A 24,191-nucleotide genomic window follows, 5' to 3' on the forward strand; every position below is an offset into this window, starting at 1 on the left:
TCACAGCGACCAGGCCGGGCCGGTGAACATGAAGGTGCCGGCGCAGTGCGCGACGGGATCGTCGGCGTCGCCGTCGTGCGCGATGCCGCGAACGAACGCGATCGAGTGCGTCAGGCGATAGCATTCGCCGCGCCCGATGACGTCGCGCCCGCTGCCCGCCGGGCGGATATAGTCGATCCTGAAATCGAGCGTCGCCTGCGGGCGAAACGCCTTCATCTTGCGCCAGATCGCGAGGCTGGTGGCATTGTCCATCAGCGTGAAGATCGGCCCCGAGGCCATCAGCCGCGCCTCTTCGTCGCCGATCAACGCGTCGCGCCACGGCAGCCGCAGTTCGACCCAGTCGTCGGCCGCGCCGTGCCACTGGATATCGAGCGTACCGTTATGCCCGACCGAGCCCATCCGCTTGAAAAAGCGCTCGGCGTCGAACGCGGGCGGCGATTCGGGGGAGGGTGGAGCTTCGGTCATCGCGCGCAGCGGTAGCCCGGACACCGGGCGATGCCAACATAACGTAATGTTAATTTGATCGGGCGGTCCGCGGCGGCGATGTCCTGGCCTTCGCCAACCGAAAGGACAAGGATATGAAACACCTCGATATCGCGCAGCTGCCCGAACTCGATTCGATCACAGCGTCGGCGCCGCCATCGCCCACCAGCCAGGCCGCGGGTGATGTCGTCGACATCATCATCGCGGTGATTACCGGATCGGGCGACTAGGCCGATCGATGGCGCGGAAAAGCGCGCAATCGTGCGGGGCGATCGACGCGGTGCTGCGCCGGACGCGCGACCCGCGCGATCGCCGGGCGGTTGCGCGCCTCGCCGCCGCGCTGAGCGATCGGGATGGGCTGGCGCGGCGCCTGGCGCCCGAGCTGGCGCGGATTGCCGAAGGTGGCAGCGCGGAGCCGCGGCTCGCGGGCATCGCGCAGGACGGCACGCACGGCGTTGTCCTCCATCGCGATGCCCGGCTGACCGCGATGCTGCTGGTGGTCGATGCCGACCGGTCGGAGGACGCGACGATCGGCTTTGGCGCGGGCCATCGGCTGACGGTCTTTCACGCAAGCTCGCCGGTGACGATCGAACGCTATCGCTGCGCGTCGGGGCCCGGCGGGCGCCACGGCTTCGCAGCGGGCAGCGCGCCGCCGTGCCGGTTGCTGGGCCGGTGGACGATGGCAGCGGGCGACTGGCTGATGACCGCGTCTGAACATGAGGCGTTCCGGATCGTCGAGGCAGCGGGGCCGGTGCCGCTGGTGCGCGTCGAATGGCGCGGCGCGTCGCCGCTGCCCGCGCGGCGCTATCGCTGGCCGGGCGGCGGATACCAGGGCATGACGATGGCGTCCGAGGCCGATGCGCGCGCACAGATCATGGTCAGCGCGCTGCGCACGATGGCGCGGCGCGATGCGGCCTCCGCGTTCGCAAGTGCGGTGGAAAGCGAGGTCTTCACGCTGCGCTGGCACGCAATGCGCGCCTGGCTGGCGATCGATGCCGAGGCCGCGCTGCCCGCGCTGGCGCGGATGGCGCGGTCCGATCGGCATCGCGAAGTCCGCTGCGCTGCGTTGGCGGCGCTGCGGCTCGTGCGGCCGCTGGCGGCCTGATGCCGGTCGCGATCGCCAACCCGCCGCGGGCCGCGATCGCGTTCGACAACTTCATCGTCGCGATCGACGGCCTGCCCAGGGATGCCGACGGGGCGATCGATCCGCGCGACGCCGCGCCAGCGCTCGGCGGGCTCGCGCGCAACCGCGATTTCCTCGCGCAGGCGATGATCGCCGAGCTCAAGACGCATTGCGCCAGCCAGCTGAGCGACAATCGCTACGGACCGCAGGTGGTGATGCTGCACCAGGCACGCGGGCTTTATGCGGTGCGCGCCAATATCTGGCCCGCGAGCGACGACGCCGAGGTCCGCGCCAATGGCGCACACGCCTATTTCTACGGCCGCGCGCACGACCATAATTTCGATTTCCTGACCGTCGGTTATTGCGGGCCCGGCTATGTCAGCGACTATTATGACTATGGCGAGGGTGGCGATAACGGCGTGCTGACGGGCTATCCGGGCGAGGCGGTGCCGCTGCGCTTTATCGAGCGGTCTGCGCTGCATGAGGGGCGGATGCTGCTCTATCGTGCGGGAATCGACATCCACTGCCAATGGCCGCCCGAGAGCCTGTCGATTTCGCTCAACGTCATGCAGATGTCGCCGGGAATCGCGTGGCGCAACCAGTATCTGATCGACGTCGAGGACCGCTCGGTGATCCGCCCGATCAGCTTTGCCGCGAGCGAATCCCTGCTCGCGGTGGCGGTGCATTTCGATCCGAACGGGTGCGACCTGGCGCATGAATTCGTCGCGTCGCATCGCTGCGAGCGGATGCGCTGGTCGGCGGCGCGCGCGATCGCCGCGACGCTGCCCGATGCCGCGGCGCGCCACGCCTGGTTCGTCGGACTTGGCGCGAGCGACAGCGCGCTCGTCGCAGCGTGCGCGGTCCGCACGGCGAAGGGACTCGAATTCGAGACCGATCCGGACGCGTCGGCGCTTGGTCAAGCGGCGGCGATCCATCCAAGATAGGGAATGACCTATCCGGCGACGCGATATTGCTGCGGGCAATTGTGGGCCTATCCGGTCGAGCTCGCCTGTCTCGACGAGACCGCTACGCACGGGCCGGTGGCGCTGGTGCGCGGGTTCGACGGGAGCGGCGAGCGCTGTGCGGCGCTGGCAGGTTTGCGTGCGGCGCATCCGGCGGTGGCGCTGATCGTGCTGCTGCGCGACTATGAGTTGGCGCTGTGCATCAGCGCGTTCGAAAGCGGCGCCGATGATGTTTTCGACGAGGCGGGCGATCCGCGCGAACTTTCAGTCCGAATCGCGGCGCTCGGGCGGCTCGTCGCGCTGTCGGCCTTGCCGATCGTGCGCGGACCGCTGGTGATCAATCCGATCGACCGACAGGTGACGCGCGCCGGACGGCCGATCGCGATGACCGCGCGCGAATACCAGCTGCTGATCTATCTCGCCCGGCGCGCCAATCGGTATATCGCCACCGAGACGCTCCGGGCGCGGGTCTGGGGCCAGGCATTCGATCCGGGGACCAACAGCGTCGCGGTCCATGTCTCGCGCCTGCGCCAACGGATCGACCATGGCTTCGACTGGGCGATGCTGCGCTCGGCCAAGGCGCGTGGCTATGCGCTGGCGAGCACGCCCGATGGGTTGCCGATCGGCTGATCGACGGGCGCGCGCTTGACCGCCGCGCGCGCGCACAGCAGGATGCGGCATGCATCCAAGCCAGCACGCCGCCACCCATCCCGACCGCCCGGCGGTGATATTTGCCCCCAGCGGCGAGACGATGAGCTATGCCGCGCTCGAGGCGCAGTCGAACCAGGTGGCGCAGTTGCTGCGCGCGCGCGGGCTGCAGCGCGGCGATGTCGTCGCCATCGCACTCGAAAACCTGCCGATCTATTATCCGCTGGTCTGGGGCGCACAGCGCGCCGGGCTCTATTTCGTCTGCATCCCGACGCGGCTGACCAGTGCCGAGATGCGCTACATGATCGAGGACAGCGCGGCCAAGCTGTTGCTGACGGGCGCATCGCTCGCCGAAACCGTCGCGCCGCTCGCCGCGATTTGCCCGCTGTTGATGTTGGACGGTGCGGCGGCGGGCTATGACGATCTCGGCGCGGCGCTTGACGCGATGCCGAGCGCGCCGATCGCCGACGAGAGCGCGGGCACCGACATGCTCTATTCGTCGGGGACGACGGGGCGGCCCAAGGGCATTCGCGTCGCCTTGCCCGACGATCCCGACATTAGCGCGACGCCGGTGCTCGAGATGCTCGCGCGCGGCCTCTACGGCTTTGTCGAGGAGATGGTCTATCTGTCGCCGTCGCCGCTCTATCACGCCGCGCCGCTGCGCTGGTCGATGACGGTCCACCGCGTCGGCGGGACGGTCGTCCTGATGGACAAGTTCGATGCCGGCCAGGCGCTGGCGGCGATCGATCGCTATCGCGTGACGCATGCGCAGTTCGTCCCGACGCATTTCGTCCGCATCCTCAAGCTGTCCGAGGCGGAGCGCGCCGCGCACGACGCATCGAGCCTGCGCTGTGCGATCCATGCTGCCGCGCCGTGCCCGGTCCCGGTCAAGCACGCGATGATCGATTACTGGGGGCCGGTGGTGTTCGAATATTATGCCGGCTCCGAAGGCAACGGCATGACCGCGATCAATTCGACCGAATGGCTCGACCGGCCCGGGTCGGTCGGGCGCGCGATGCACGGCATCGTCCATATCTGCGACGAGGATGGCAACGAGCTGCCGGTCGGCGAAACGGGGCTGGTGTATTTCGAGAGCCCGACGCCGTTCGCCTATCACAACGATCCCGAAAAGACGCGCGCCAGCCAGAACGCCAAGGGCTGGTCGACATTGGGCGATGTCGGACGGCTCGACGAGGCGGGCTATCTCTACCTCACCGATCGCAAGAGCTACATGATCATCTCGGGCGGGGTGAACATCTATCCGCGCGAGATCGAGGACCGCATCATCGTCCACCCCGCGGTCGACGATGTCGCGGTGATCGGGGTGGCCGACGACGACATGGGCGAGCGCGTCGTCGCAGTCGTCCAGCCGGCGCCCGGGGTTGCGGGCGACGATGCGCTGGCCGAAGAACTCGAAGCCTGGTGCCGCGCCGAGCTGGCCGGGTACAAGGTGCCGCGCCGGTTCGATTTCCGCGACAGCCTGCCGCGCCATGCGACGGGCAAACTGTACAAACGCCTGCTCGTCGACGAATATCGCGCCAGGGAGGCCCCATGACCGAAACGTTTCACGATCGCGTAACGATGACATTGAGCGGCGGTGTCGCCGATGTGCGGCTGACGCGCGCCGACAAGCTCAACGCGCTCGACCCCGCGATGTTCGACGGCATCGAGGCGGTGCTCGCACGCCTCTCCGCCGCGGCGGATGTTCGCTGCGTCGTCCTGTCGGGCGAGGGACGCGCGTTCTGCGCCGGGCTCGACCTCGCCAGCATGGGCAGCATGGACGCGCCTGCCGACATCATGGAGCGCAGCCACGGCGCCGCCAACATCTTCCAGCACGTCGCCTGGGGCTGGCGGACGCTGCCGATGCCGGTGATCGCGGCGGTGCGGGGAATCGCCTTTGGCGGCGGGTTGCAGATCATGAGCGGCGCCGACAGCGTGATTGCCGCGCCGGGTACGCGGCTGGGCGTGATGGAGATCAAATGGGGCATCGTTCCCGACATGGCGGGCTTTGCTTTGTGGAAGGGCCGCGTGCGCGACGACCATCTGCGCGAGCTGGCCTATACGGGCCGCGAATTCACCGCCGAGGACGGCCTTGCCATGGGCTTCGTCAGCCGGATCGACGACGATCCGCATGGAGCGGCGATGGCGCTGGCGACGCAGATCGCGGGGCGCAATCCGCAGGCGGTGCGGGCGATCAAGCGGCTCGCCAACGCGGCGCCCGACAAGGACGCCGACAAGATCCTGCTCAACGAAAGCCATGAGCAGCAACAACTGCTCGGATCGAAGAACCAGATGGAAGCGATCGCGGCTAACATGCAGAAGCGCGCGCCCGACTTCGACGATTGAGGCGGTTTTAGTCGAGCAGCGCGAGAAAACGGAGCGCGCTGTCCCATTCGGCGCGCTTGAGCGCCAGCGCCGCGCTGGCCTCGTCGTCGCTGCCCCAGTGGCGTTCCTGCCAGGCCTCGTCGATCGTCACCGCCGTCCAGCCGCTATCACCGTCGATCGCGCCCGCGGCGAGCGCGAGTGCGGTGACGAGCGAGCCGCCGATCGTGACGAGCGGGTGGAGCGCGGCGAGGCGGTAATCGTCAAGCGACGCGAGCACATTGCGCAGCCCGGCGAGCGTCTCGGTCGGCTGGGCAACATGACGGATGCCACGGGTGATTTCGAATCGGTGACCGTGGCTGCGTTCGGACCAGTCGAGAATCGGGTTCCACAGCGCCGCCTGCTCCGCCGCCAGCGCGTCGGGCGTCTCGGCACGGTAGCATAACAGGTCGCTTTCGCCGAACAGCGCAAGCCCGTCGATGAAGCGATCCCGTTCGGGTGCGACGCGGTCGATCGCGGCGTTGGCTAGGCCGGTCAGCGGCATCGAACGCGGGTCGATGTCGTCGCCCTGGTCGTTCCATTCCTGCGCTGCCGCGAGCGCGAGCGCGCGTGTCGGCAGGTTGAGAGGCGTGCGACCCGGCGTAACCAAAGGCTTGCCGTCGAGGTGGATCGCAAAGCCGCCGGCTTCGGCGGGCGCGATCGTTGCCGCGCGATAGAAACGCTTCATGACCGGTCGGAGCTTTTCCAGCGCCGCGCGAGGAGTGGGGGGAAGATCAGCACCATCAGGATTCCGATGATGACGATGCCGCCGCCGAGCAGGCGGTCGGCCGAACGTCCGACCAGCGAGAGTTTCTCACCGAGCAGGAGCAGTCCGACGATCGCGACCGCAACGCCCGAAAAGCGCAACAGGCCGAGCGTGGCGAAGCGTTGTTTGGCGAGGCTGTCGTCGTCGGTCATGGCGCTCTCGTCAGGGTTTGCGGCCGCCGGGCGCGGCGGGCTTGCGGCGGGGGGGCTTGGTCGCGTCGGGGCGTTCATTGCGCGAGCGCCTCTCTCCGCGCTTGGCCTTGCGGACCTGCTTGGCGTGCGCCTTGGCGAAGGTCTTTTTCTCGGCGCGCGTTTCCTGCGGCGGTGCGTCGTCGAACGGAATGTCGCCGACCTGGCGGTCGAAGCCGAGCGCGTCGAGCGTCGCGGCGAAATGCGTCGGCGGTTCGACCGTCACGTCGATCTTCTCGCGGTCGGGGCCGTCGATCCGGAGGCGGCGCGCGTGGAGGTGGAGCTTGCGGCTGATGCTGCCCGTCAGGAACGAATCGCGGCCGCCATATTTGCCGTCGCCGACGATCGGGTGGCCGATCGCCGCCATGTGGACGCGCAGCTGGTGTGTGCGGCCGGTAAACGGCTGCAGTTCGACCCACGAGGCGCGTTTGCCGGCGCGGTCGATGACGCGATAGCGCGTCTTGGCCGCGGCGCCGTTTTCTTCATCGACGTGCATTTTCTCGCCGCCCGATCCGGGCTGTTTCGACAGCGGCAGGTCGATCACGCCGTCGGGCACCGCGGGCAGGCCCATGACGATTGCCCAATACACCTTGCGCGCGCTGCGCGAGGCGAAGTTCTTCGAATAGACTGCAGCGGCACGGGGGCTGCGCGCGACGAGCAGCGCGCCCGAGGTATCCTTGTCGAGCCGGTGGACGAGGCGCGGGCGATGCTCGCTCTCGAACGACAGCGCGTCGAGCAACTGGTCGACATGCTCGTTGGTGCCGGTGCCGCCCTGGGTGGCAAGGCCGGGGGGCTTGTCGAGGACGAGCGCGTGCCTGGTGCGGTGGACGACGAGGCTGTGCGCGAATTCTTCCTGGTCAGCCGACAGCGGTTCGCGGACGCGCGCGGGGCGGGTCGAAGCGGCGGGCGCTTCGGCCGGCGGCACGCGGATCTGCTGGCCCGCGGCAATCCGCGTCGCCGGGGTTGCGCGCGCGCCGTCGAGGCGCAGTTGGCCGGTTCGTGCCCAGCGCGAGACGACGTTGAACGACGTGTCGGGCAGATGCCGCTTGAACCAGCGATCGAGGCGAATCCCATCGTCGTCGGGAGCGATCGTGAACTGGCGAACGTCGTCACTGAACGCAGGGGTCTTGGGGTCGGCCATCAGGCGATGCCTCTCATGAGTGCGAGGCCGAGGAACAGAGCGGCAATGCTGGCGACGACCGAGCCAATCGCATAGCCCGAGGCGAGCAGCAGCTGGCCGCGCTCGATCATCAGCGCGGCCTCTAGGCTGAACGCCGAAAAGGTGGTGAAGCCGCCGAGCAGGCCGACGCCGAGGAGAAGGCGCAGATCGTTGGCCTGGCTGGGCACGCCGGTTTCACCGAAGCGGGTGAGCGCGCCGACGAGCAGGCCCATGGCGAGGCCGCCGAGGATGTTGACCGCGAATGTCCCCCACGGCAGCGCGGGTCCGAGCGCGCCAAGCGCGAGCTTGCCGACGAGGTGGCGCAGGCCGGCACCGAGGCCGCCGCCGAGCATGACAAGGATCAGGGGTTTCATGATTCCGCGCTGGTAGCGACAAATCGCCGTTGTGGGAATGGCGCGTCGCAATCTCGTCGGTCAATGCGGGTCTGGCGATCGGCGCTGAAGCGGGCAATCTCAGGCCGGGCAATCTCAGGCCGGGCAATCTCAGGCCGGGCAATCTCAGGAAGGCCGTTGGCCGATCCGCATCATGACCGATTCGAGCACCGCGGGGTAAAGCGCGCGGTCGAACTCGCAGCCGCAATCGTTGCCCGTCACCCAGCGCACCGTCGCGGCGAGCGATTCGAGGCCGGGAAGCGAAATCCAGATCCGCTGACCGATGGCGGGCTGGACATAGCTGGTAAAGCGGCAGCCGGTCGCCGAAACGTCGCGCAACGACACCATGGATCCCTTGCGGCCGGGCTGGCGGAACGAAATCGACGCAGAAACCAGCCGCCGGGTGTCGTCGCGCTGTTCGCGGCCGGGGCGAGCGGCCGCGGCGGCGGCGGACAGGTAATCGCTGTTCGGATTGGGGAAGCTGGACATGGCGCCCTACTGCGATAAACCTCTTAAAAAGGGGTGTTTAACGTGGATCAGCATGGCTTGTGCCACCCGCGGTGCTGGCCAGTTGGGCGAGGATGGCGTCAGGCAGTGGCTCGTCGAACTGGCAGCCCATCGACCCGCGTCCCGACCAGCGGACCTGCGCCTCGCGGGTTTCGAGCCCGGCCAGCGTCAGCCAGACGCGCTGGCCCGAACGGATGCGAAGGCTGGTTTCGACCTTGCAGCCCTTGGCCGAGAGATCGATCAGATAGACCTCGGTTCGAAAGCTGCCATATTCGCGGCATTTCGCTTCCATCGTGACGGGCAGGCGCGTTTCATCGCGTTGGTCGCCATCGGCGGCGGGCGGGTCGTTGTTTGCTTGGTCGGCTGTCATCGCGTTTCTCCAGCGGCACCGGCCATCAACCCTAGCGACAAATGGTTAAGCAACGGTTGAGCACTAGAAGCGAGGAAGCCCGCGTCGCGATTAGCGATCGAGCGCGGCAAGCATCGCGGCGATGTCGGTGAACTTCTCACGCGGGGCGCCGGCTCGCGCGTTGGCGATTTCGGCGGCCTCGATCCGCTGCCAGTCGCGGAAGGTGACGATGTTGGCGTTGCGCGCGGCGAGCAGCCGGTCGAGCGCCTCGCGCCCCGGATGCGGCGGCACCGCGGGTTCGCTCGCGATCTGTTCGGCGACGTCGTAGCCGTCGGGGCGGTTGGTGCCGATCGTTCCGGTCGGGCCGCGCCGCGCCCAGCCGACGCAATAGAGGTGCGGCAGGATGCGCCCCTCGTCGTTGGCGAAACGGCCGCGGCCATGTTCATAGGGCACGCCTTCGATCGGCGGCGTCTGATAGCCGATGCAGGTCACGACGAGGCTGGCGTCGATCGTGTAGGTCTCGCCGGTGCCGACCGAACGCAGCGCGTCGTCGAGCCGGGTGCGTTCGATCACGACGCGTTCGGCGCGGCCGTCGCCCTCGATCGCGATCGGCATCGCGAAAAAGTCGAAATCGATCGTCTTGGGCTTGGCAACGGGATCGGCGGCGAAATTGCGCAGGTGGGTCACCGACTTGCGCATGCCCGGTTCGAGCAGCGCATCGTCGCCCTCGGGCGGGAAGTCGGTCGGGTCGACGCGCGGCGCGGCATTGGCGAGGTGGCCGAGCTCGCCGAGCTCCTTGGGCGTCATCGCGATCTGGTGCGGGCCGCGCCGGCCGAGGATGCTGATATGGCGGATATTGCTATCCTGAAGCGCGGTAAGCGCGTGGCCGACGATGTCCGACCCGCCGAATTCGGCGCCGGTCTTGGCGAGGATCCGCGCGACGTCGAGCGCGACATTGCCGTTGCCGATGATCGCCGCCGACGCACCCGACAGCGGCGGATCGAGATCGGCGAAGTCGGGATGGCCGTTATACCAGCCGACAAAGGCGGCGCTGCCGATCACGCCGGGCAGGTCGGCGCCGGGGATCGTCAGCGCGCGATCATTGGGCGCGCCGGTGGCAAGGACGACGGTGTCGTAAAGGTCGAGCAATTCGGCGATCGAGATGTCCGGGCCAACGTTGACATTACCGACGAAGCGGACGCTGTCGCTCAGCGCGACGCCTTCATAGCGGCGCGAGACCGCCTTGATCGACTGGTGATCGGGCGCGACGCCGAAGCGGATCAGGCCATAGGGGACGGGCAGCCGGTCGATGATGTCGACGCGGACATCGTCGCCGAGCTTTTTTTGCAAGGCTTCGGCGGTGTAATAACCCGCCGGTCCCGAACCGACGATGGCGACATGGCGCATGGGCATCCCTCCCCAGTGGCGCACGCTCGCACTCAAGACGGCGCGATGCCGTGCGTCGCGGGTGATGCTAGCGGGCTTTGGCGGCGGCGCAAGGCTTCACGCGGAACACGGGCAGTTTGCCGCGCTGCGGCTTGACTTCGCGCTCGTGCGCTTCTAATCGGCCAGCCCGCAGGACAGGGGCGAAAACGCCCCCGCGCCAGCACGATGCCCCGTCGTCTAATGGTAAGACTACGGACTCTGACTCCGTCTATTGAGGTTCGAATCCTCACGGGGCATCCAGCATTTCCCTACCCCGACAAACTGGAATTTTCAGCGCGCTGGTCAGCGCGTCTCGTGGGATAATCGCTTCGCGCGATGTCTTGCCGATTGCCGGCCGGTTCATTCCCGGGCCGGCGGGTCGGGGGCAAATTGTGTCACCAGGCCACGCAAATGATAGGGACGGGTTTGGTGTCAAATCGCTCTGGCCAGTCCATATTGGAGATAACGTGCGACTCGTGATATCGGTTTTCGAATGGACCAAATGCCGATCTTCGACCAGTTGCCACCCGGCCTGCTCACGCAACGAGAAGCCGAGTGCCTGGCGCTGGCCAGCAAGAACATGGATTCGAAGCGGATCGGCCGGACATTGAACCTGTCGAACCACACGGTCGATAAATACATCAAGGACGCGATGCGCAAGATCGGCGTGTCGGATCGCTTCCAGTGCGGCATCCTCGTGCGGTCCTCGCCCGCCTACCAATCGTTGGTATCCCCTGTTCTGGCCCTCGTTCCAGCCGATCTTCACGAGCACACCGGCATCGTCGAGGCAGGCGTAGAGGGCAGTGCCACCCGACCGACCGATGGAACCGTATCCATTCCGCATGTCAGCGGAATCAATTCGAGCCTCCTGCCAGTCGACAACGAACTGCTCTCTGCTTGGGGCGATATATCGGAGTGGAGCTGGCAAAAGCGAACGGCAGTGATTGTGATATTCGCAATCGTCTCGGCCGTGGCGATCGGCACGTTGCTGACCGCGATGCTGGCGCTTTCATCCCGAATCTAGCCCCAGTTCGGCCATGCGCCGGAAGGGGAAATCATGTTGAACGAACGAAAAGCAGCGGCTGCAAATGTCGCCAAGAATCTTTTCAGGCTCGAACGGGCGATCGACGAGGGGATCCTTGCCGCCGGCGAAATGGCGTCCGCGTTACCCCAGGCGCGCATCAACGCAGGCGTATCGGCGGTCGTCGGCCAAGCCGCCTTCGATCAGGCGGCCGGAATACTGGGCGCGCTGGTGGCAGGACGACAGAGCGCCGTTTCCCTTCATGAAAGCCTCGCCGCGGTGCGCGACCAACTGGGTATGCGCAACCAAACCGTAGCGTTCGGCGATGGAGACAAGCTGCCGACGATTGGCCATAGTGCGAACGATGTCGAACGATCGATCGCCCAGGCAAGCTAATGTCGCCGGACTGCCGTCGTCGTTCATGAAATCGGCGGCGGCATGATCGGTTACATCTACATGGCGCTCGCGATTTTTTGCTTCGGCTTCGCGTGGGCAGCAGGGCGTGCCTCCGAACGCGTGGCAGCCAGCACGATCATGTACGGAACGCTGGCGACGATCGCGGTTCAACGAATAACCGGCGATCACTTTGCCAACGTCCTGATCGCGCAAGTCGCTGTAGATGTATCGGTTTTCCTAATCTTTTACATCTTGGCAATGCGGGGATCTCGCACATGGGTACTTTGGATCGCAGCCTGGCAGCTGGTAAACCTGATGACGCATCTGGCCCGTTCGCTCGATCACGGGATGATCGAAGCGAGGGTATATTCGATGTCCCAGGGGTTCTGGGCCTATCCGACGATCGGTCTGGTGATTTATGCGACGTGGAAGGGGCGGAGATTCGACAAATGCCCCCAGCCCCTCTCCTAGCGATCGACAAAATCGCCGATGAGGTGCGCAATCTGCGAGAGATAATCGCGGACATAATGCCCTCGAGACGGCCAAAAAACCCGATTGGCGATGACGTCCGACAATCACCCTCGCGCTGTAATGGCGTCCAAGACGTGCGCTCGCCCGGCGGCGTCACCGCGCCGTTTATCCGCGCGCTCATCCGCCATCGCAAATTGCGTAGCAGCTACTTCTCGGCGGACTGGTTCACCGACCCGGCATGGGACATCCTGCTGGATTTGACCGCCGCCAAGCTTGAGCAACGCACGGTTTCGACATCGAGCCTGTGTCTGGCGTGTACGGTTCCGCAAACCACTGCACTCAGGTGGGTCAAGAACATGACCAAGGCGGGATTGCTGGTGCGTGAGCGCGACCCAGACGACGCGCGACGGGTCTTTGTTTCGTTGAGCCCGGATGCCGAGGCGAAGATGCATGCGTATCTCGCAAAACTGGGGGCCGTGGCTGAGGAAGGCGGTCCTCCAACGCTTTGACTTGGAAACAGCGTTGCGATGCTGATTGCGCGGCGATCGCGCGGTGCTGTTGCTCATCAAGGTGCTTGTCGTTCGTCCGCATCGCGATCACGTTTCGGCCAATCGTGTGCCACGAACCCTTTCGCCCGGTTCATGCGTTCGCTACGCGAGCGATATGATTTCGACGGGAGAGTTTCGATGCGCAAGGTAATGACGGCGATATTGGCGGGCACGGCATTGGCAGCTGGGCTGGCCGCGGGCGGTTGCACGACGATGGCTGGCGGTGATGCGGCGAGCACGACGGGTGCGACAAGCGCCGACAGCGCCGCGCTCGACGCCGAGCTGGCCAAGTTCGCGACGGTGAAGATGAACCCCGACACCAGCTTCCTCACCGGCGAGGAGCGCCAGGTCGTCAATTTGCTGATCAAGGCCGCCGACCTGATGAGCGAGATCTACCAGCGCCAGTATTACGCTGCCAACCCGGCGATCCGTCAGCAGATCCTGGCGAGTACAGGCCCCGACAAGGCGCGGCTGCTCGCGCTCTATGACATCAACAACGGGCCGTGGAACCAGCTCGACGGCTACAAGCCGTTCTTCGGATCGATCACCGCGCCCGAGGGTGCCGGCTTCTATCCGGTCGACCTGTCGAAGCAGGAACTCGACGCGTATATCGCCAAAAATCCCAAGCAGAAGGACGCGCTGATGGACGGCTATACCGTCGTCAAGCGCGACGGGGCGAAGCTCGTTGCGGTGCCCTATAGCCAGGAATACCAGCCGTGGCTCGAGCCCGCTGCGCGCTATCTCGAACAGGCCGCGGCGATCACCAGCAATGCCAGCCTCAAGACATTCCTCACGCTGCGCGCGCAGGCGTTCCGGACGAATGACTATTACCCGAGCGAGCTCGCCTGGATGGATATCAAGGATACGCCGATCGAGCCGGTGATCGGGCCGTACGAAGTCTATACCGACCGGCTCTATGGCCAGAAGACCGCGTTCGAGGCGTTCATCACGCTGCAGAGCCCGAGCGAATCGGCCAAGCTGTCGCACTACAAGGCGCTGCTCCCCGACATGGAGGCGAACCTGCCCGTCGCGGCGAAGTACAAGAACGCCAATCGCCCGTTCAATTCGCCGATCCTCGTCGCCGACCAGGTGCGCGGCGGCGGCGACAATGTCTCGGGCGTCCAGACGATCGCGTTCAACCTGCCCAATGACGAGCGCGTGCGCAGCACCAAGGGCGCCAAGAAGGTGATCCTCGCCAACGTCCTCGGCGCGAAATACGACCGCATCCTCGAACCGATCGCCGAGCGCGTCCTCGCCCCGGCGCAGGCGGGCCAGGTGGTCAAGAAATACATGACCGCAGAGACGCTGTTCCACGAACTGTCGCACAGCCTCGGGCCCGGCATCATCAAGGTTGGCGGACGCGACACGACGGTCGGCGCCGAATTGAAGGAGCAATATTCGGCGAGCGAGGAGTGCAAGGCCGACGTCATGGGCGTGTGGACGATCCTCTATCTGATGAAGCGCGGCGAAATGCCGATCGCCGAGCGCGAGCAGCTGCTCAGCACTTATTTCGCGGGGATTTTCCGCGCAGTGCGCTTTGGCATCGACGAGGCGCACGGACGCGGCGCGGCGGTCCAGTACAGCTATCTCAAGGAGAAGGGCGCATTCGCCTGGGATGCATCGAAGGGCCGCTATGTCGTCAATTACGACAAGATGGAGGCGGGCCTGTCGGCGTTGCTCAATGAGCTGGTAACGCGCCAGGGCGACGGCGATTATGCCGGAATGAAAGCGTTCCTCGCCAAATACGCGCATCTCGACGCGCAGGCCGAGGCGGTGCTGTCAGGCATGGCCGCCATCCCGACCGACATCAAACCGATCTATCCCGACACGGTCTGACGCGCTGCGCTATGCCGGGGCGGAGGTTCACTCCGCCGCGGCGTCGCCGTCGTATTTGAGTTCGAGGAAGCGCTTGCGCGTTGCGAGTCGGTCGAGGTCGCCGCTGGCGATCTGTTCGGTCATCGTGCCGATCTCGCGTTCGATCAGCTTCAGCCCGTCGATCAGCTGGTCGTCGGCCTTGCGACCGTTGATTTCCTTGGTCCTGAGCGACAGCGGCACGCGGCGATAGCCGGTGATGAGTTCGGGCAGGTCCTCGGCGACGAGGCGACGGACCTCGAGTGCGGCAGGTTCCTGCGGATCGAGCGCGCGCAACTGGTCGGACAATTGGTCGAGCTGCGCGCCGATGCCGTCGACGAGCGTGCGCGCGGGCGGCGGCAGCGCGGGGCGTTGCGCCTCGAGGAACAGTTCGGTCTGCGCGGGCAGGCGGCCGAGGTCGGTCTGGCGCAGCGTGTCGCGCGTCGCCTCGGGCAGCTTGGGCCAGTTGGCGAACACGCCGCCGGCCCCGAGAATCGCCAGCGCAACGATCATCACGCCCCAGAAGCCGATGCCGTTGAGCACCGCGCCGATGACGCCGGCGGCGACCATGATGACCGCGGCAGCGATGAAGAAGCGCGTGAATTTCTGCCAGGCATGCTTGATCTTGAGCTGCTTGGACTTGCGCCCGACGCTGTGATTGGCGCGGCGGTCACGGCTGCGTTCGATGCTGGCGCGCGCGTCGTGGACTGCGATGTCGGTCGATGTCGTCATTCGAGCGCCGCCAGCGGGTTGTTGGCCGGGGCCGAAGAGCCGAGCCGCTTGGCCTCTTCGGCGCCCTCGGCGCGGGCGATGTAGCCTTGCGATTTTTCGACCTCGTTCGACAGCGTGTGGACCGTCTGTTTCATCGAATCGAGCGCCTTCAGCTTGAACGCGTCGATCGAATCCATCGTGTCGTAGATGTTCTGGAAGGCGCGCTGCAGCGTCTCGACCGGGATCGTCGCGCTGGCCGCCTGTTCATGGATCGTCGCGGTCTGGTTCTTGAGCATCGTGCCGGTCGAATCGATGATCTGGGCAGTCGTCGTGTTGAGCGCGGTGATCTGGTCGAGGACGAGCTTCTGTCCGACCAGCGCCTGGGCGACGGTGACCGCGGTGCGCAATGCGCCGACGGTGGTCGTGCTGGCGCGGTCGACACCCTTGACCAGTTCGACGTTGTTCTTCTTGACGAGGTCGAGCGCGAGATAGCCCTGAACCGTCACCGCCATCTGGGTGAGCAGGTCCTGCGTACGCTGGCGGACATAGAACAACGCGGTCTCGCGGATCGCCTTGGCCTTGGCCGGGTCGGTCGCGTCGAGATCGGCGGCGCGCTCCTCGAGCCGTTCGTCCAATGTCTTCGACATGTGGATCATCTGTTCGAGATTGCCCATCGCGGCCCACAGGTTCTGCCGCTCGGTATCGATCGCGGCATTGTCCATCAGCAGCTCGTCCTTGCCGCTGCCGAGGCTTTTCAGGATCTGTGCGATGTGGCCCTGCGAACTTTTGTAGCCGTCGAAATAATTGCGCAGCTTCGACCCGAACGGGATGATGCCGAACAGTTTTTTCGGTGCGAGCAGGTTGCCCTTCTTGCCGGGATCGAGATCCTCGATGACGCGGCGCAGTTCGGCCAGGTCGGCGCCGACGCCCGATTCCTGATCCATCGCGCGGACCGGACGGTCGAGGAAGCGGTTCGACTGGCCCGCCGCCTTCATGATCTCGGCGCGGCCCATGTTGGTGATGAGGTCGACGCGCTTGCCGAATTCGGGGCTGTTGACGTCCTGCGCGACGAGGTCGTCGATGAAGCCGTCGACCTTCTGTGCCAGCTTCGAGGTCTGTTCGACCGACAGCGAAACGAGCCCCGACGCCCTGGCCGGCGAGACGACGGGAACGGGATCGGGCGGAGTCAGCTTGAGCTCGTCGAGCGTGTCGGTTGCGGTGGCGGTCTTGGTGGCCGCAGGTTGCGCGCTATCGTCTGCCATAATCCCTCTTTCGCCTGTGCCGCGCCGTGACGGCCATCACCGCTAAAATGGCGGGGGAGGCGGCGATTTACAAGCTGTTTTATTGGGCTCATACACCCTCGCCGACATCCGCCGCGAAATTTGGCATCGAAACGACTGCGTGCAATGCTAGTCAGGCCCCGATTTCCGGAACGTAAACGAGAAGGTCCGCCCATGCGATTCGCCGCCCTTGCCGCCCTGTCCTTCATCGCGCTGGCGGTGCCTTCGAGCGCCCAGCAAACGCCCGCATCGCCGGCCAAGCCGCCCAGGTTGCTCGTCGTCATCTCGGTCGACCAGTTCAGCGCCGACCTGTTCTCCGAATATCGCGCGCGCTTCACCGGCGGGCTGGCGCGGCTGCAGCAAGGCGGCGTCTTTCCGAGCGGTTATCAGAGCCATTCCGCGACCGAGACCTGCCCCGGCCATTCGACGATCCTGACCGGCGATCACCCCGCGCGGACCGGTATTGTTGCCAACGACTGGATCGACCTCAACGCCGCGCGCGCCGACAAGACGGTCTATTGCGCCGAGGACGAAAGCGTCGCGGGATCGACTTCGAGCGATTACACCGTCAGCGACAAACACCTGCTAGTCCCGACGCTGGGCGAACGGATGAAGGCGGCCAATCCGGCGACGCGCGTCGTCTCGGTCGCTGGCAAGGACCGCGCCGCGGTGATGATGGGCGGACACAAGGTCGACGAACTGTGGTGGTGGGACGGCAAGCGCTTTCGCAGCTACGCCGGGCGCGCCGAACCCGGCGCCGTTACGCGGACCAATCGTGCGGTGACCGCCCGCCTTGCCGAAGCGCAACCGGCGACGCCGATGATCGACGCGTGCGCCGACCGGTCGCGCGCGATCGCGGTCAAGGACGGCCTCGTCATGGGGGCAGGGCGCTTTGCCCGCGCGGCGGGCGATGCCAAGGCGTTTCGCTACAGTCCCGAGTTCGACGCCGCGGTGCTCGCGCTGTCGACCGCGCTGATCTACGACATGAAGCTCGGTCAGGGGCCGACCACCGACATCATCAGCATCGGCGCATCGGCGACCGATTATATCGGCCATGGCTATGGCACGCAGGGCAGCGAGATGTGCCTCCAGCTGATGGCGCTCGATGCCAGCCTGGGCGACTTCATGACCCGGCTCGATGCCACCGGGGTCGATTACATGGTCGTCCTGACCGCCGATCATGGCGGGCTCGACATGGCTGAACGGTCGCGGATGGAAGGCGCGCCCGATGCGCAGCGAATCGCCAAGAGCTTCGACCGCGACGCCATTGCCAAGGCAGCAAATGCGGCCGCAGGCACGCCCGAGGGCAGCGTCGTGTTCAACGGCAGCGAGATCTACCTCGATGGCAAATTGACCGGCGCGCAGCGGGCGAAACTGACCGGCCTGCTCGTCGCGGCAATCGCGCGCCAGCCGCAGGTCGCCGACGTGTTCACCCGCGCGCAGATCGAGGCGGCACCCGTCCCGGCCGGACCGCCCGAAAGCTGGTCGATCATCGATCGGGTCAAGGCGAACCATTACGCGCCGCGCTCGGGCGATCTGTATGTCGTGCTCAAGCCGCGCGTGACGCCGATCGCCGATCCGGGTCCGGGCTATGTCGCGACGCATGGCAGCGTGTGGGATTACGATCGGCGCGTGCCGATGTTGTTCTGGCGTAAGGGCATGGCGGGGTTCGAGCAGCCATTGGGTGTCGAGACGGTCGATATCGCGCCGACGCTGGCGAGCGTGATCGGGCTCACGCTCCCCGCCGGTGCGGTCGATGGACGCTGCCTCGATCTCGATCCCGGAGCGACGACGACTTGTCGCTGAGCGGTGCGCGCGGCGGTTAACGCGCCGGGCGCACAGCGCGTCGAAGCGAACACGGCAAAGCTTGCCGCAACGCACAATCTCGGCTAAAGGCGCGCACGAACGCGGGTAATGGCCTGGCCACACCCCAACCTCTCCGCTGAACTGGAGAGGCTTTTTGCCTTTTCAAAAACTGAGAGATTTTTCATGTCCTCCACGGGCTCGCTTCGTAATATCGCCATCATCGCCCACGTCGATCACGGCAAAACCACGCTGGTCGACCAGCTGTTCCGCCAGTCGGGCACCTTCCGCGACAACCAGCGCGTCGAAGAGCGCGCGATGGATTCGAACGATCTCGAAAAGGAACGCGGGATCACGATTCTGGCGAAATGCACCAGCGTCGAATGGCACGGCAAGGTCGAGACCGCGTCGGGCGGCCCCGATACCGGCCTTGAAACCACGCGCATCAACATCGTCGATACGCCCGGACACGCCGATTTCGGTGGCGAAGTCGAGCGCATCCTGTCGATGGTCGACGGCGTCATCCTGCTCGTCGATGCCGCCGAGGGCGCGATGCCGCAGACCAAGTTCGTCACCGGCAAGGCGCTTGCATTGGGCCTCAAGCCGATCGTCGTCGTCAACAAGATCGACCGTCCCGACGGCCGTCCCGCCGAAGTGCTCGACGAAGTGTTCGACATGTTCGTCGCCATGGGCGCAAGCGACGAGCAGCTCGATTTCCCCGTCCTCTACGCATCGGGCCGCAACGGCTATGCGAGCGAAGACATCGAGGCGCGCGAAGGCACGCTGGCACCGTTGTTCAAGACGATCATCAGCCACGTCCCGCAGCCCGACGTCGATCCCGACGCCGAGTTCCGCTTCCTCGTCACGCTGCTCGACCGCGACAATTTCGTCGGTCGCATCCTGACCGGCCGGATCGATTCGGGCCGCCTCGACCTCAATATGCCGATCCACGCGCTCGACATGGACGGCAAGGTCATCGAAGTCGGTCGCGCGACCAAGATCATGGCCTTCCGCGGCCTCGAACGCGTCCCCGTCGACCAGGCACAGGCGGGCGATATCGTCAGCCTCGCCGGCCTGACCAACGCGACCGTCGCCAACACCATCTGCGATCCCAGCGTGACCGAGCCGATCGCCGCGCAGCCGATCGATCCGCCGACGCTGTCGATGCGCTTTGCGGTCAACGACAGTCCGTTCGCCGGGCGCGAGAGCCGCGACAACAAGGTGACCAGCCGCGTCATCCGCGATCGCCTGTTCCGCGAAGCCGAATCGAACGTCGCGATCCGCGTCACCGAGAGCGCCGACAAGGACAGTTTCGAAGTCGCCGGCCGCGGCGAGCTGCAGCTTGGCGTCGTCATCGAGACGATGCGCCGCGAAGGCTTCGAACTTGGCATCAGCCGCCCGCGCGTGCTGTTCGCCGAGGACGAGAACGGCAAGCGGACCGAACCGTATGAGACCGTCGTGATCGACGTCGACGACGATTATTCGGGCACCGTCGTCGAGAAGATGCAGCGCCGCAAGGCCGAGCTCACCGACATGCGTCCGTCGGGCGGCGGCAAGACGCGCATCACCTTCAGCGCACCGTCGCGCGGCCTGATCGGCTATCACGGCGAGTTCCTGTCGGACACGCGCGGCACCGGCACGATGAACCGGTTGTTCGAGAAATACGGGCCGTACAAGGGCACGATCGAGGGCCGCCAGAACGGCGTCCTGATCGCCAACGGCACCGGCGAAGCAGTCGGCTATGCGCTCGGCTTCCTCGAAGAGCGCGGCATCCTGATGGTGTCGCCCGGCGAAGCTGTCTACGAAGGCATGATCATCGGCGAGAACGCCAAGCCCGACGATCTTGAAGTCAATCCGATGAAGTCGAAGCAGCTGACCAACTTCCGGTCGACCGGCAAGGACGATGCCATTCGTCTGACGCCGCCCAAGCGGCTGACGCTCGAGCAGGCAATCGCCTATATCGACGACGACGAGATGGTCGAAGTGACGCCCAAGCACATCCGCCTGCGCAAGCGCTTCCTCGACGCCAACGACCGCAAGAAATTCAAGCGCAGCGTCGCCGCCTAAGCGCGGACGAGGATGCGTGGCGCGGATCGGCTGGCGTGAGGCCGGCCGGTTTTTCGCCGCTGGATTCGATTCGCGCGCCGCGCTAGGGACACTGACATGACCGATCAAAAAGACACGACCGCCAAGGCCGAGACCAAGACAGCGGCCAAAGCCGAGACGAAGGCTGGCAGCGATACCAAGCGCGTTGCTGCGCCCGACCGCCTGTCGAACAATCCCGGCAGCGAGTTCTTCGATGCCGACAAGCTGCAGCGCGGCATCGGCATCAGCTTCAAGGGCAACCAGCGCCACGACGTCGAGGAATATTGCGTTTCCGAAGGCTGGGTGAAGGTCGCCGCGGGCAAGAGCCGCGACCGCTATGGCCAGCCGATGACGATCAAGCTGTCGGGCCCGGTCGAGGCCTGGTACGAAACCGGCGACGACGACGGCGAATAACGCCCATATCCGCGGCGCCCGCCGTCACGCGTTCGTAACATCGGAGGCGTTAGGCTGATCCGATGGCGGCAATCGCGGTTTACAATCTGAAAGGCGGCGTCGGAAAGACGACGATCGCGGTCAACCTGGCCTGGTCGGCTGCGGTCCAGTCGCGCCGGCGGACCTTGTTGTGGGACCTCGATCCGCAAGCGGCGGCGACGCACCTGATCGGTGCGCCCGAGGCAACCAAGCTCCCCGCTTCGGTCGATTCGCTGTTCGCGCATGGCGACGATCCGTCGGCGCTGATCCGGCCGTCGACGATCCCCGGGCTCGACTTGCTCGCCGCCGACACGACGCTGCGCGGGATCGACCGATTGTTCTTCGAGCTCGGCAAGAAGCGCCGGCTGGCCAAGTTGATCGATCGGTTGCGCGGGACGTACGACTGCATCGTCATCGACTGCCCGCCGGGCCTGACCGAAACCGCCGAGCAGGTGATGCGCGCGGCCGACCTGATCGTCGTGCCGGTGATCCCGTCGGCACTGTCGGTGCGAGCGTTCGACGAGGTGGTCAGTTACATGTCGGCCAAGCGCGGTCGCCAGGCACCGATCCTGCCGGTCCATTCGATGGTCGATATGAGGCGCGCTCAGCATCGCGCGATGCTTGCCGCGCATCCGCGCTGGCCGGTCATCCCGATGGCCAGCGTGGTCGAACGCATGGCGACGTTGCGACGTCCGGTCGGCGCGTTTGCGGCGTCGACACCGGCAGCCAAGGCGTTCGGCAAATTGTGGCGCGGGATCGAGCGGCGGATCGAGCAGCTCCCCGAGCGTCGGAAAAGCTAGCCCGCTTCGCGCAGGATCTGTGTTTCGTCCCCGGGGAGGTGCTGGGCGAACAGTTCGGTGGCGTCGTCGCCGGGCATCGGGCGGCCGAAATAGAAGCCCTGGATCTTCTTGCAGCCCAGTTCGCAGATCATTGCGACCTCGGCCTCGGTCTCGGCGCCCTCGGCGGTGGTCGACATGCCAAGCGCATCGGCGAGCGCGACGACGGCGCGAATGATCGCGAGGCTTTCAGGCGCCTGGCGCGCCGCGCCCTGGACGAAGCTGCGATCGATCTTGATCGTCGAGAACTGCGTCTTGCGCAGATAGCCGAGCGATGAATAGCCGGTGCCGAAATCGTCGAGGCTGAGCGATACGCCGAGCGCGAGGAGTTGTTCGAGCGTCGCGGTGCAAACGCCGAAATCGTTGATGAAGACGCTTTCGGTGACTTCGAGTTCGAGGCGCGACGGCGGCAGGCCCGAGTGCGACAATGCCGAGACGACCGAACCGACGAACGTCGGCTGGAAGAGCTGTTCGGCCGAAACGTTGACCGCGATGCGGACATGGTCGGGCCACAGCATCGCCTGGTGGCAGGCGGTGCGCAGGACCCATTCGCCGATCGCGCCGATCAGCCGCGTATCCTCGGCAATCGGAATGAACTTGGCGGGCGAAACCGGACCGAGGTCCTTGTTGGTCCAGCGCAGCAGCGCCTCGAACCCTTCGATGACGCCGTCGGTGGCGCGGACGACGGGCTGGTAATTGAGGTGGAATTCGCCGCGCTCGAGCGCCTTGCGCAGCGCCAGTTCCATGACGCGGCGTTCCTCGGCGCGGGCATGGAGCGACGGTTCGTAGCCGTAATGGACGCCGCCGCCCTGATCCTTCGAACGGTACAGCGCAAGATCGGCGCTGCGCGTCAGCAGTTCGATCGAGCGGCCATCGCGCAGGCCGATCGCCGAGCCGATGCTGGCGCCGATATAGAGCGTATGATGGTCGATCTGATAGGGCTGTGACAGCATGTGGATGATCTTCTTGGCAAGCGCGTCGATCGTCGTGCGATCCTCGATCTCGTAGATCAGCACGCCGAATTCATCGCCGCCGAGCCGGCCGCACATGCTGTTGGCGTCCATCAGGCTGTGGAGCCTGCCGGCGACCTTGGCGAGCAGGCTGTCTCCGACCTGGTGGCCGAGCGTATCGTTGACCGCCTTGAACCGGTCGAGATCGATCATCAGGAAGGCGCAGCGGGTGCGCCATTTGGTGCAGTTCTCGATCGCCTTGCCGAGCGCTTCGTTGAGCTGCAGCCGGTTGGGCAGGCCGGTGAGCACGTCGTAACGCGCCAGCCGGTCGATCTTGGCGGCCGAGGCCTGTTGCTGGGTGACGTCCGAGCCGACCCCGCGGAAGCCCGTGAACTGGCCATTCTCGTTGCGACGCGGCGATGCCGAAAGCTCCCACCAGAGGAGGTCGCCGCCGATCTGGATCGGCACCAGCAGGTTCGAGAAGCTCTCGCGGCGGTGGATCTTGCCGACCAGCTCGTTGAGCGCCTCGGGCAGGTTGCCGGTATCCCATCTATCGCCGGCCAGAACCTGGAGCAGGGGAACGCCGTTGAGCTCGGCGGGCTTCTTGCCGAAGGTTTCGGCGAAGCGCGGGCTGACCTGGATCAGGCGGCGCGAAGCGTCGATCTGCCACAGCCAGTCGGAGGCGCTTTCCTCGTATTCGCGCAGCAGGAGGCTGACGGTTTCCTGGCGATCGACCAGCGTGGTTTCGGTCGTGCGGAAACAGATGAAGTCGCGGCCAAGCTGGAGCGCGGCCGCCAGGCAGACGCCGGTGAAGATCGTACTCAGGCCTGCTGCGACCATATGGTCGAGGCGCAGGAGCATCGCGCTGGCGCCGAGGCCGGTTATCAGAAGGGAGGCAAAGGTTGTCGCGGGCAAGGCGGCGAGCAGGACGATCTGGCCGCACATGAAGGTCGCAACGACGATCCACAGACCGATCGCGGTGCCCGGTTGCAGGCCGGGCGCGCAATAATAGAGCATCGCCGACCACAGGCAGGCAAAAGCCGTGCCCATCGCCGCGTCGAGGAAGATCGGTGCGCGCGTCTGGTTGACGGCGCCGCGCGTTGGCCGGTTGATCCGGCTGTACCACGACCAGCCGGCAAGGAGGAGCGAGGCTGCGACCCAGATTCCGAGCGTCAGCGGGGCTACCGCGTTGCGGACAAGGAATCCGGTGACCGCCGCGATCAGCATCACAGACATGCCGCGAACCGCGATCAACCTGTCGGCGTGTGCCATCTGCGCGCTGCGGATGACCCCCCAGTCGATATTTTTCGGCTCGCGCAGCGAGAACAGGACGCCAAGCGTCAGGTCGTTGCGGGCGATATCTGTGTCGGCTGAATTTCTCACGCAGCCGTCACTAGGGGGTGAAGGTTATAAAAGGGTAATCAAGCGGGTAACTTCGCGATTA

The 24,191-nt window shown here is 65.8% G+C and carries 27 protein-coding genes and 1 tRNA gene; 17 read left to right on the forward strand and 11 right to left on the reverse strand.

Features of this window, described 5'->3' with window-relative positions; genetic code table 11:
• A complete protein-coding gene (locus tag FSZ31_RS03520) occupies positions 1 to 465 on the reverse strand; it encodes a PaaI family thioesterase (protein ID WP_147121646.1) in 465 nt (154 codons plus the stop codon).
• A 113-nt stretch (positions 466 to 578) separates the two neighbouring features.
• Here FSZ31_RS03520 and FSZ31_RS13025 point away from each other — a divergent pair, with 113 nt between their 5' ends.
• Genes FSZ31_RS13025 through FSZ31_RS03545 form a run of 6 tightly spaced genes read left to right on the forward strand, consistent with a single transcriptional unit; the run spans position 579 to position 5,562 of the window.
• On the forward strand, positions 579 to 713 hold the full coding sequence (locus FSZ31_RS13025) for a hypothetical protein (RefSeq protein ID WP_268934253.1): 135 nt from the start codon (positions 579 to 581) through the stop codon (positions 711 to 713).
• Positions 714 to 721: 8 nt separating this feature from the next.
• Positions 722 to 1,588 carry a HEAT repeat domain-containing protein gene (locus FSZ31_RS03525; RefSeq protein WP_147121647.1) on the forward strand — a complete coding sequence of 289 codons (867 nt, stop codon included), beginning with the start codon at positions 722 to 724 and terminating at the stop codon, positions 1,586 to 1,588.
• Positions 1,588 to 2,550, forward strand: coding sequence for a transposase (locus tag FSZ31_RS03530; RefSeq protein ID WP_147121648.1), 963 nt, complete (start codon positions 1,588 to 1,590; stop codon positions 2,548 to 2,550). Before FSZ31_RS03525 ends, FSZ31_RS03530 begins: the two co-directional genes overlap by 1 nt.
• A 3-nt stretch (positions 2,551 to 2,553) precedes the next feature.
• Positions 2,554 to 3,198 (forward strand): winged helix-turn-helix domain-containing protein, encoded by a 645-nt coding sequence (locus FSZ31_RS03535; protein WP_147121649.1) that lies wholly within the window; start codon positions 2,554 to 2,556, stop codon positions 3,196 to 3,198.
• A 49-nt stretch (positions 3,199 to 3,247) separates the two neighbouring features.
• Positions 3,248 to 4,771, forward strand: a complete 1,524-nt coding sequence (locus tag FSZ31_RS03540; RefSeq protein WP_147121650.1) for an acyl-CoA synthetase — start codon at positions 3,248 to 3,250, stop codon at positions 4,769 to 4,771.
• The gene (locus tag FSZ31_RS03545) at positions 4,768 to 5,562 is read left to right on the forward strand and encodes a crotonase/enoyl-CoA hydratase family protein (RefSeq protein WP_147121651.1); all 795 of its coding nucleotides are present in this window, start codon (positions 4,768 to 4,770) and stop codon (positions 5,560 to 5,562) included. The genes FSZ31_RS03540 and FSZ31_RS03545 overlap by 4 nt, the downstream gene beginning before the upstream one ends.
• A gap of 7 nt (positions 5,563 to 5,569) precedes the next feature.
• Here the strand turns inward: FSZ31_RS03545 and FSZ31_RS03550 are convergent, their stop codons facing one another.
• The 7 genes from FSZ31_RS03550 to FSZ31_RS03580 form a co-directional block, all read right to left on the reverse strand.
• Positions 5,570 to 6,265, reverse strand: a complete 696-nt coding sequence (locus tag FSZ31_RS03550; RefSeq protein WP_147121652.1) for an ATP12 family chaperone protein — start codon at positions 6,263 to 6,265, stop codon at positions 5,570 to 5,572.
• Positions 6,262 to 6,495 carry a hypothetical protein gene (locus FSZ31_RS03555; RefSeq protein WP_147121653.1) on the reverse strand — a complete coding sequence of 78 codons (234 nt, stop codon included), beginning with the start codon at positions 6,493 to 6,495 and terminating at the stop codon, positions 6,262 to 6,264. The genes FSZ31_RS03550 and FSZ31_RS03555 overlap by 4 nt, the downstream gene beginning before the upstream one ends.
• 10 nt (positions 6,496 to 6,505) lie before the next feature.
• On the reverse strand, positions 6,506 to 7,672 hold the full coding sequence (locus FSZ31_RS03560; RefSeq protein WP_147121654.1) for an RluA family pseudouridine synthase: 1,167 nt from the start codon (positions 7,670 to 7,672) through the stop codon (positions 6,506 to 6,508).
• Positions 7,672 to 8,064 carry a fluoride efflux transporter CrcB gene (gene crcB / locus FSZ31_RS03565; protein ID WP_147121655.1) on the reverse strand — a complete coding sequence of 131 codons (393 nt, stop codon included), beginning with the start codon at positions 8,062 to 8,064 and terminating at the stop codon, positions 7,672 to 7,674. Before crcB ends, FSZ31_RS03560 begins: the two co-directional genes overlap by 1 nt.
• Positions 8,065 to 8,208: 144 nt before the next feature.
• Entirely contained in the window at positions 8,209 to 8,571 is a 363-nt protein-coding gene (locus tag FSZ31_RS03570; protein ID WP_147121656.1) for a PilZ domain-containing protein, read from the reverse strand.
• Positions 8,572 to 8,608: 37 nt separating this feature from the next.
• Positions 8,609 to 8,959: a PilZ domain-containing protein gene (locus FSZ31_RS03575; protein WP_147121657.1), complete on the reverse strand. Its 351-nt coding sequence runs from the start codon at positions 8,957 to 8,959 to the stop codon at positions 8,609 to 8,611.
• A gap of 90 nt (positions 8,960 to 9,049) precedes the next feature.
• Positions 9,050 to 10,345, reverse strand: a complete 1,296-nt coding sequence (locus tag FSZ31_RS03580; RefSeq protein WP_147121658.1) for an FAD-dependent oxidoreductase — start codon at positions 10,343 to 10,345, stop codon at positions 9,050 to 9,052.
• Between FSZ31_RS03580 and FSZ31_RS12775 the strand changes: the two genes are divergently transcribed.
• From FSZ31_RS12775 to FSZ31_RS03605, 7 genes are all read left to right on the forward strand, one after another.
• Positions 10,344 to 10,502 carry a hypothetical protein gene (locus FSZ31_RS12775; protein ID WP_161595932.1) on the forward strand — a complete coding sequence of 53 codons (159 nt, stop codon included), beginning with the start codon at positions 10,344 to 10,346 and terminating at the stop codon, positions 10,500 to 10,502. The two genes, FSZ31_RS03580 and FSZ31_RS12775, sit on opposite strands and share 2 nt — an antisense overlap.
• A gap of 48 nt (positions 10,503 to 10,550) precedes the next feature.
• A tRNA-Gln gene (locus tag FSZ31_RS03585) sits at positions 10,551 to 10,624 on the forward strand.
• 241 nt (positions 10,625 to 10,865) lie between these two features.
• A complete protein-coding gene (locus FSZ31_RS03590; protein ID WP_161595933.1) occupies positions 10,866 to 11,387 on the forward strand; it encodes a helix-turn-helix domain-containing protein in 522 nt (173 codons plus the stop codon).
• A 33-nt stretch (positions 11,388 to 11,420) separates the two neighbouring features.
• Complete coding sequence (locus FSZ31_RS03595) at positions 11,421 to 11,780, forward strand: hypothetical protein (protein ID WP_147121660.1); 360 nt, start codon at positions 11,421 to 11,423, stop codon at positions 11,778 to 11,780.
• Positions 11,781 to 11,822: 42 nt separating this feature from the next.
• Positions 11,823 to 12,251 (forward strand): hypothetical protein, encoded by a 429-nt coding sequence (locus tag FSZ31_RS12970; protein ID WP_236643643.1) that lies wholly within the window; start codon positions 11,823 to 11,825, stop codon positions 12,249 to 12,251.
• Between the two features lie 134 nt (positions 12,252 to 12,385).
• A complete protein-coding gene (locus tag FSZ31_RS12975; protein ID WP_236643644.1) occupies positions 12,386 to 12,760 on the forward strand; it encodes a MarR family winged helix-turn-helix transcriptional regulator in 375 nt (124 codons plus the stop codon).
• A 177-nt stretch (positions 12,761 to 12,937) separates the two neighbouring features.
• Positions 12,938 to 14,635, forward strand: a complete 1,698-nt coding sequence (locus FSZ31_RS03605) for a dipeptidyl-peptidase 3 family protein (protein WP_147121662.1) — start codon at positions 12,938 to 12,940, stop codon at positions 14,633 to 14,635.
• A gap of 27 nt (positions 14,636 to 14,662) precedes the next feature.
• Here FSZ31_RS03605 and FSZ31_RS03610 read toward each other — a convergent pair whose 3' ends face one another.
• Together FSZ31_RS03610 and FSZ31_RS03615 are read right to left on the reverse strand one after the other, a co-directional pair.
• A complete protein-coding gene (locus FSZ31_RS03610) occupies positions 14,663 to 15,382 on the reverse strand; it encodes a hypothetical protein (RefSeq protein WP_147121663.1) in 720 nt (239 codons plus the stop codon).
• Entirely contained in the window at positions 15,379 to 16,623 is a 1,245-nt protein-coding gene (locus tag FSZ31_RS03615; RefSeq protein WP_147121664.1) for a toxic anion resistance protein, read from the reverse strand. The genes FSZ31_RS03610 and FSZ31_RS03615 overlap by 4 nt, the downstream gene beginning before the upstream one ends.
• 192 nt (positions 16,624 to 16,815) lie before the next feature.
• Here FSZ31_RS03615 and FSZ31_RS03620 point away from each other — a divergent pair, with 192 nt between their 5' ends.
• The 4 genes from FSZ31_RS03620 (at position 16,816) to FSZ31_RS03635 (ending at position 21,761) form a co-directional block, all read left to right on the forward strand.
• Positions 16,816 to 18,447 carry an alkaline phosphatase family protein gene (locus tag FSZ31_RS03620; RefSeq protein WP_147121665.1) on the forward strand — a complete coding sequence of 544 codons (1,632 nt, stop codon included), beginning with the start codon at positions 16,816 to 16,818 and terminating at the stop codon, positions 18,445 to 18,447.
• 183 nt (positions 18,448 to 18,630) lie between these two features.
• A complete protein-coding gene (gene typA / locus FSZ31_RS03625; RefSeq protein WP_147121666.1) occupies positions 18,631 to 20,511 on the forward strand; it encodes a translational GTPase TypA in 1,881 nt (626 codons plus the stop codon).
• Positions 20,512 to 20,607: 96 nt separating this feature from the next.
• A complete protein-coding gene (locus FSZ31_RS03630) occupies positions 20,608 to 20,943 on the forward strand; it encodes a DUF3297 family protein (protein WP_147121667.1) in 336 nt (111 codons plus the stop codon).
• Positions 20,944 to 21,005: 62 nt separating this feature from the next.
• Positions 21,006 to 21,761, forward strand: coding sequence for a ParA family protein (locus FSZ31_RS03635; protein WP_147121668.1), 756 nt, complete (start codon positions 21,006 to 21,008; stop codon positions 21,759 to 21,761).
• Here the strand turns inward: FSZ31_RS03635 and FSZ31_RS03640 are convergent.
• On the reverse strand, positions 21,758 to 24,130 hold the full coding sequence (locus FSZ31_RS03640; RefSeq protein WP_236643645.1) for a putative bifunctional diguanylate cyclase/phosphodiesterase: 2,373 nt from the start codon (positions 24,128 to 24,130) through the stop codon (positions 21,758 to 21,760). The two genes, FSZ31_RS03635 and FSZ31_RS03640, sit on opposite strands and share 4 nt — an antisense overlap.
• Positions 24,131 to 24,191 lie beyond the last annotated feature (61 nt).

The organism is Flavisphingopyxis soli, assembly GCF_007995095.1.
Lineage (GTDB): Bacteria > Pseudomonadota > Alphaproteobacteria > Sphingomonadales > Sphingomonadaceae > Flavisphingopyxis > Flavisphingopyxis soli.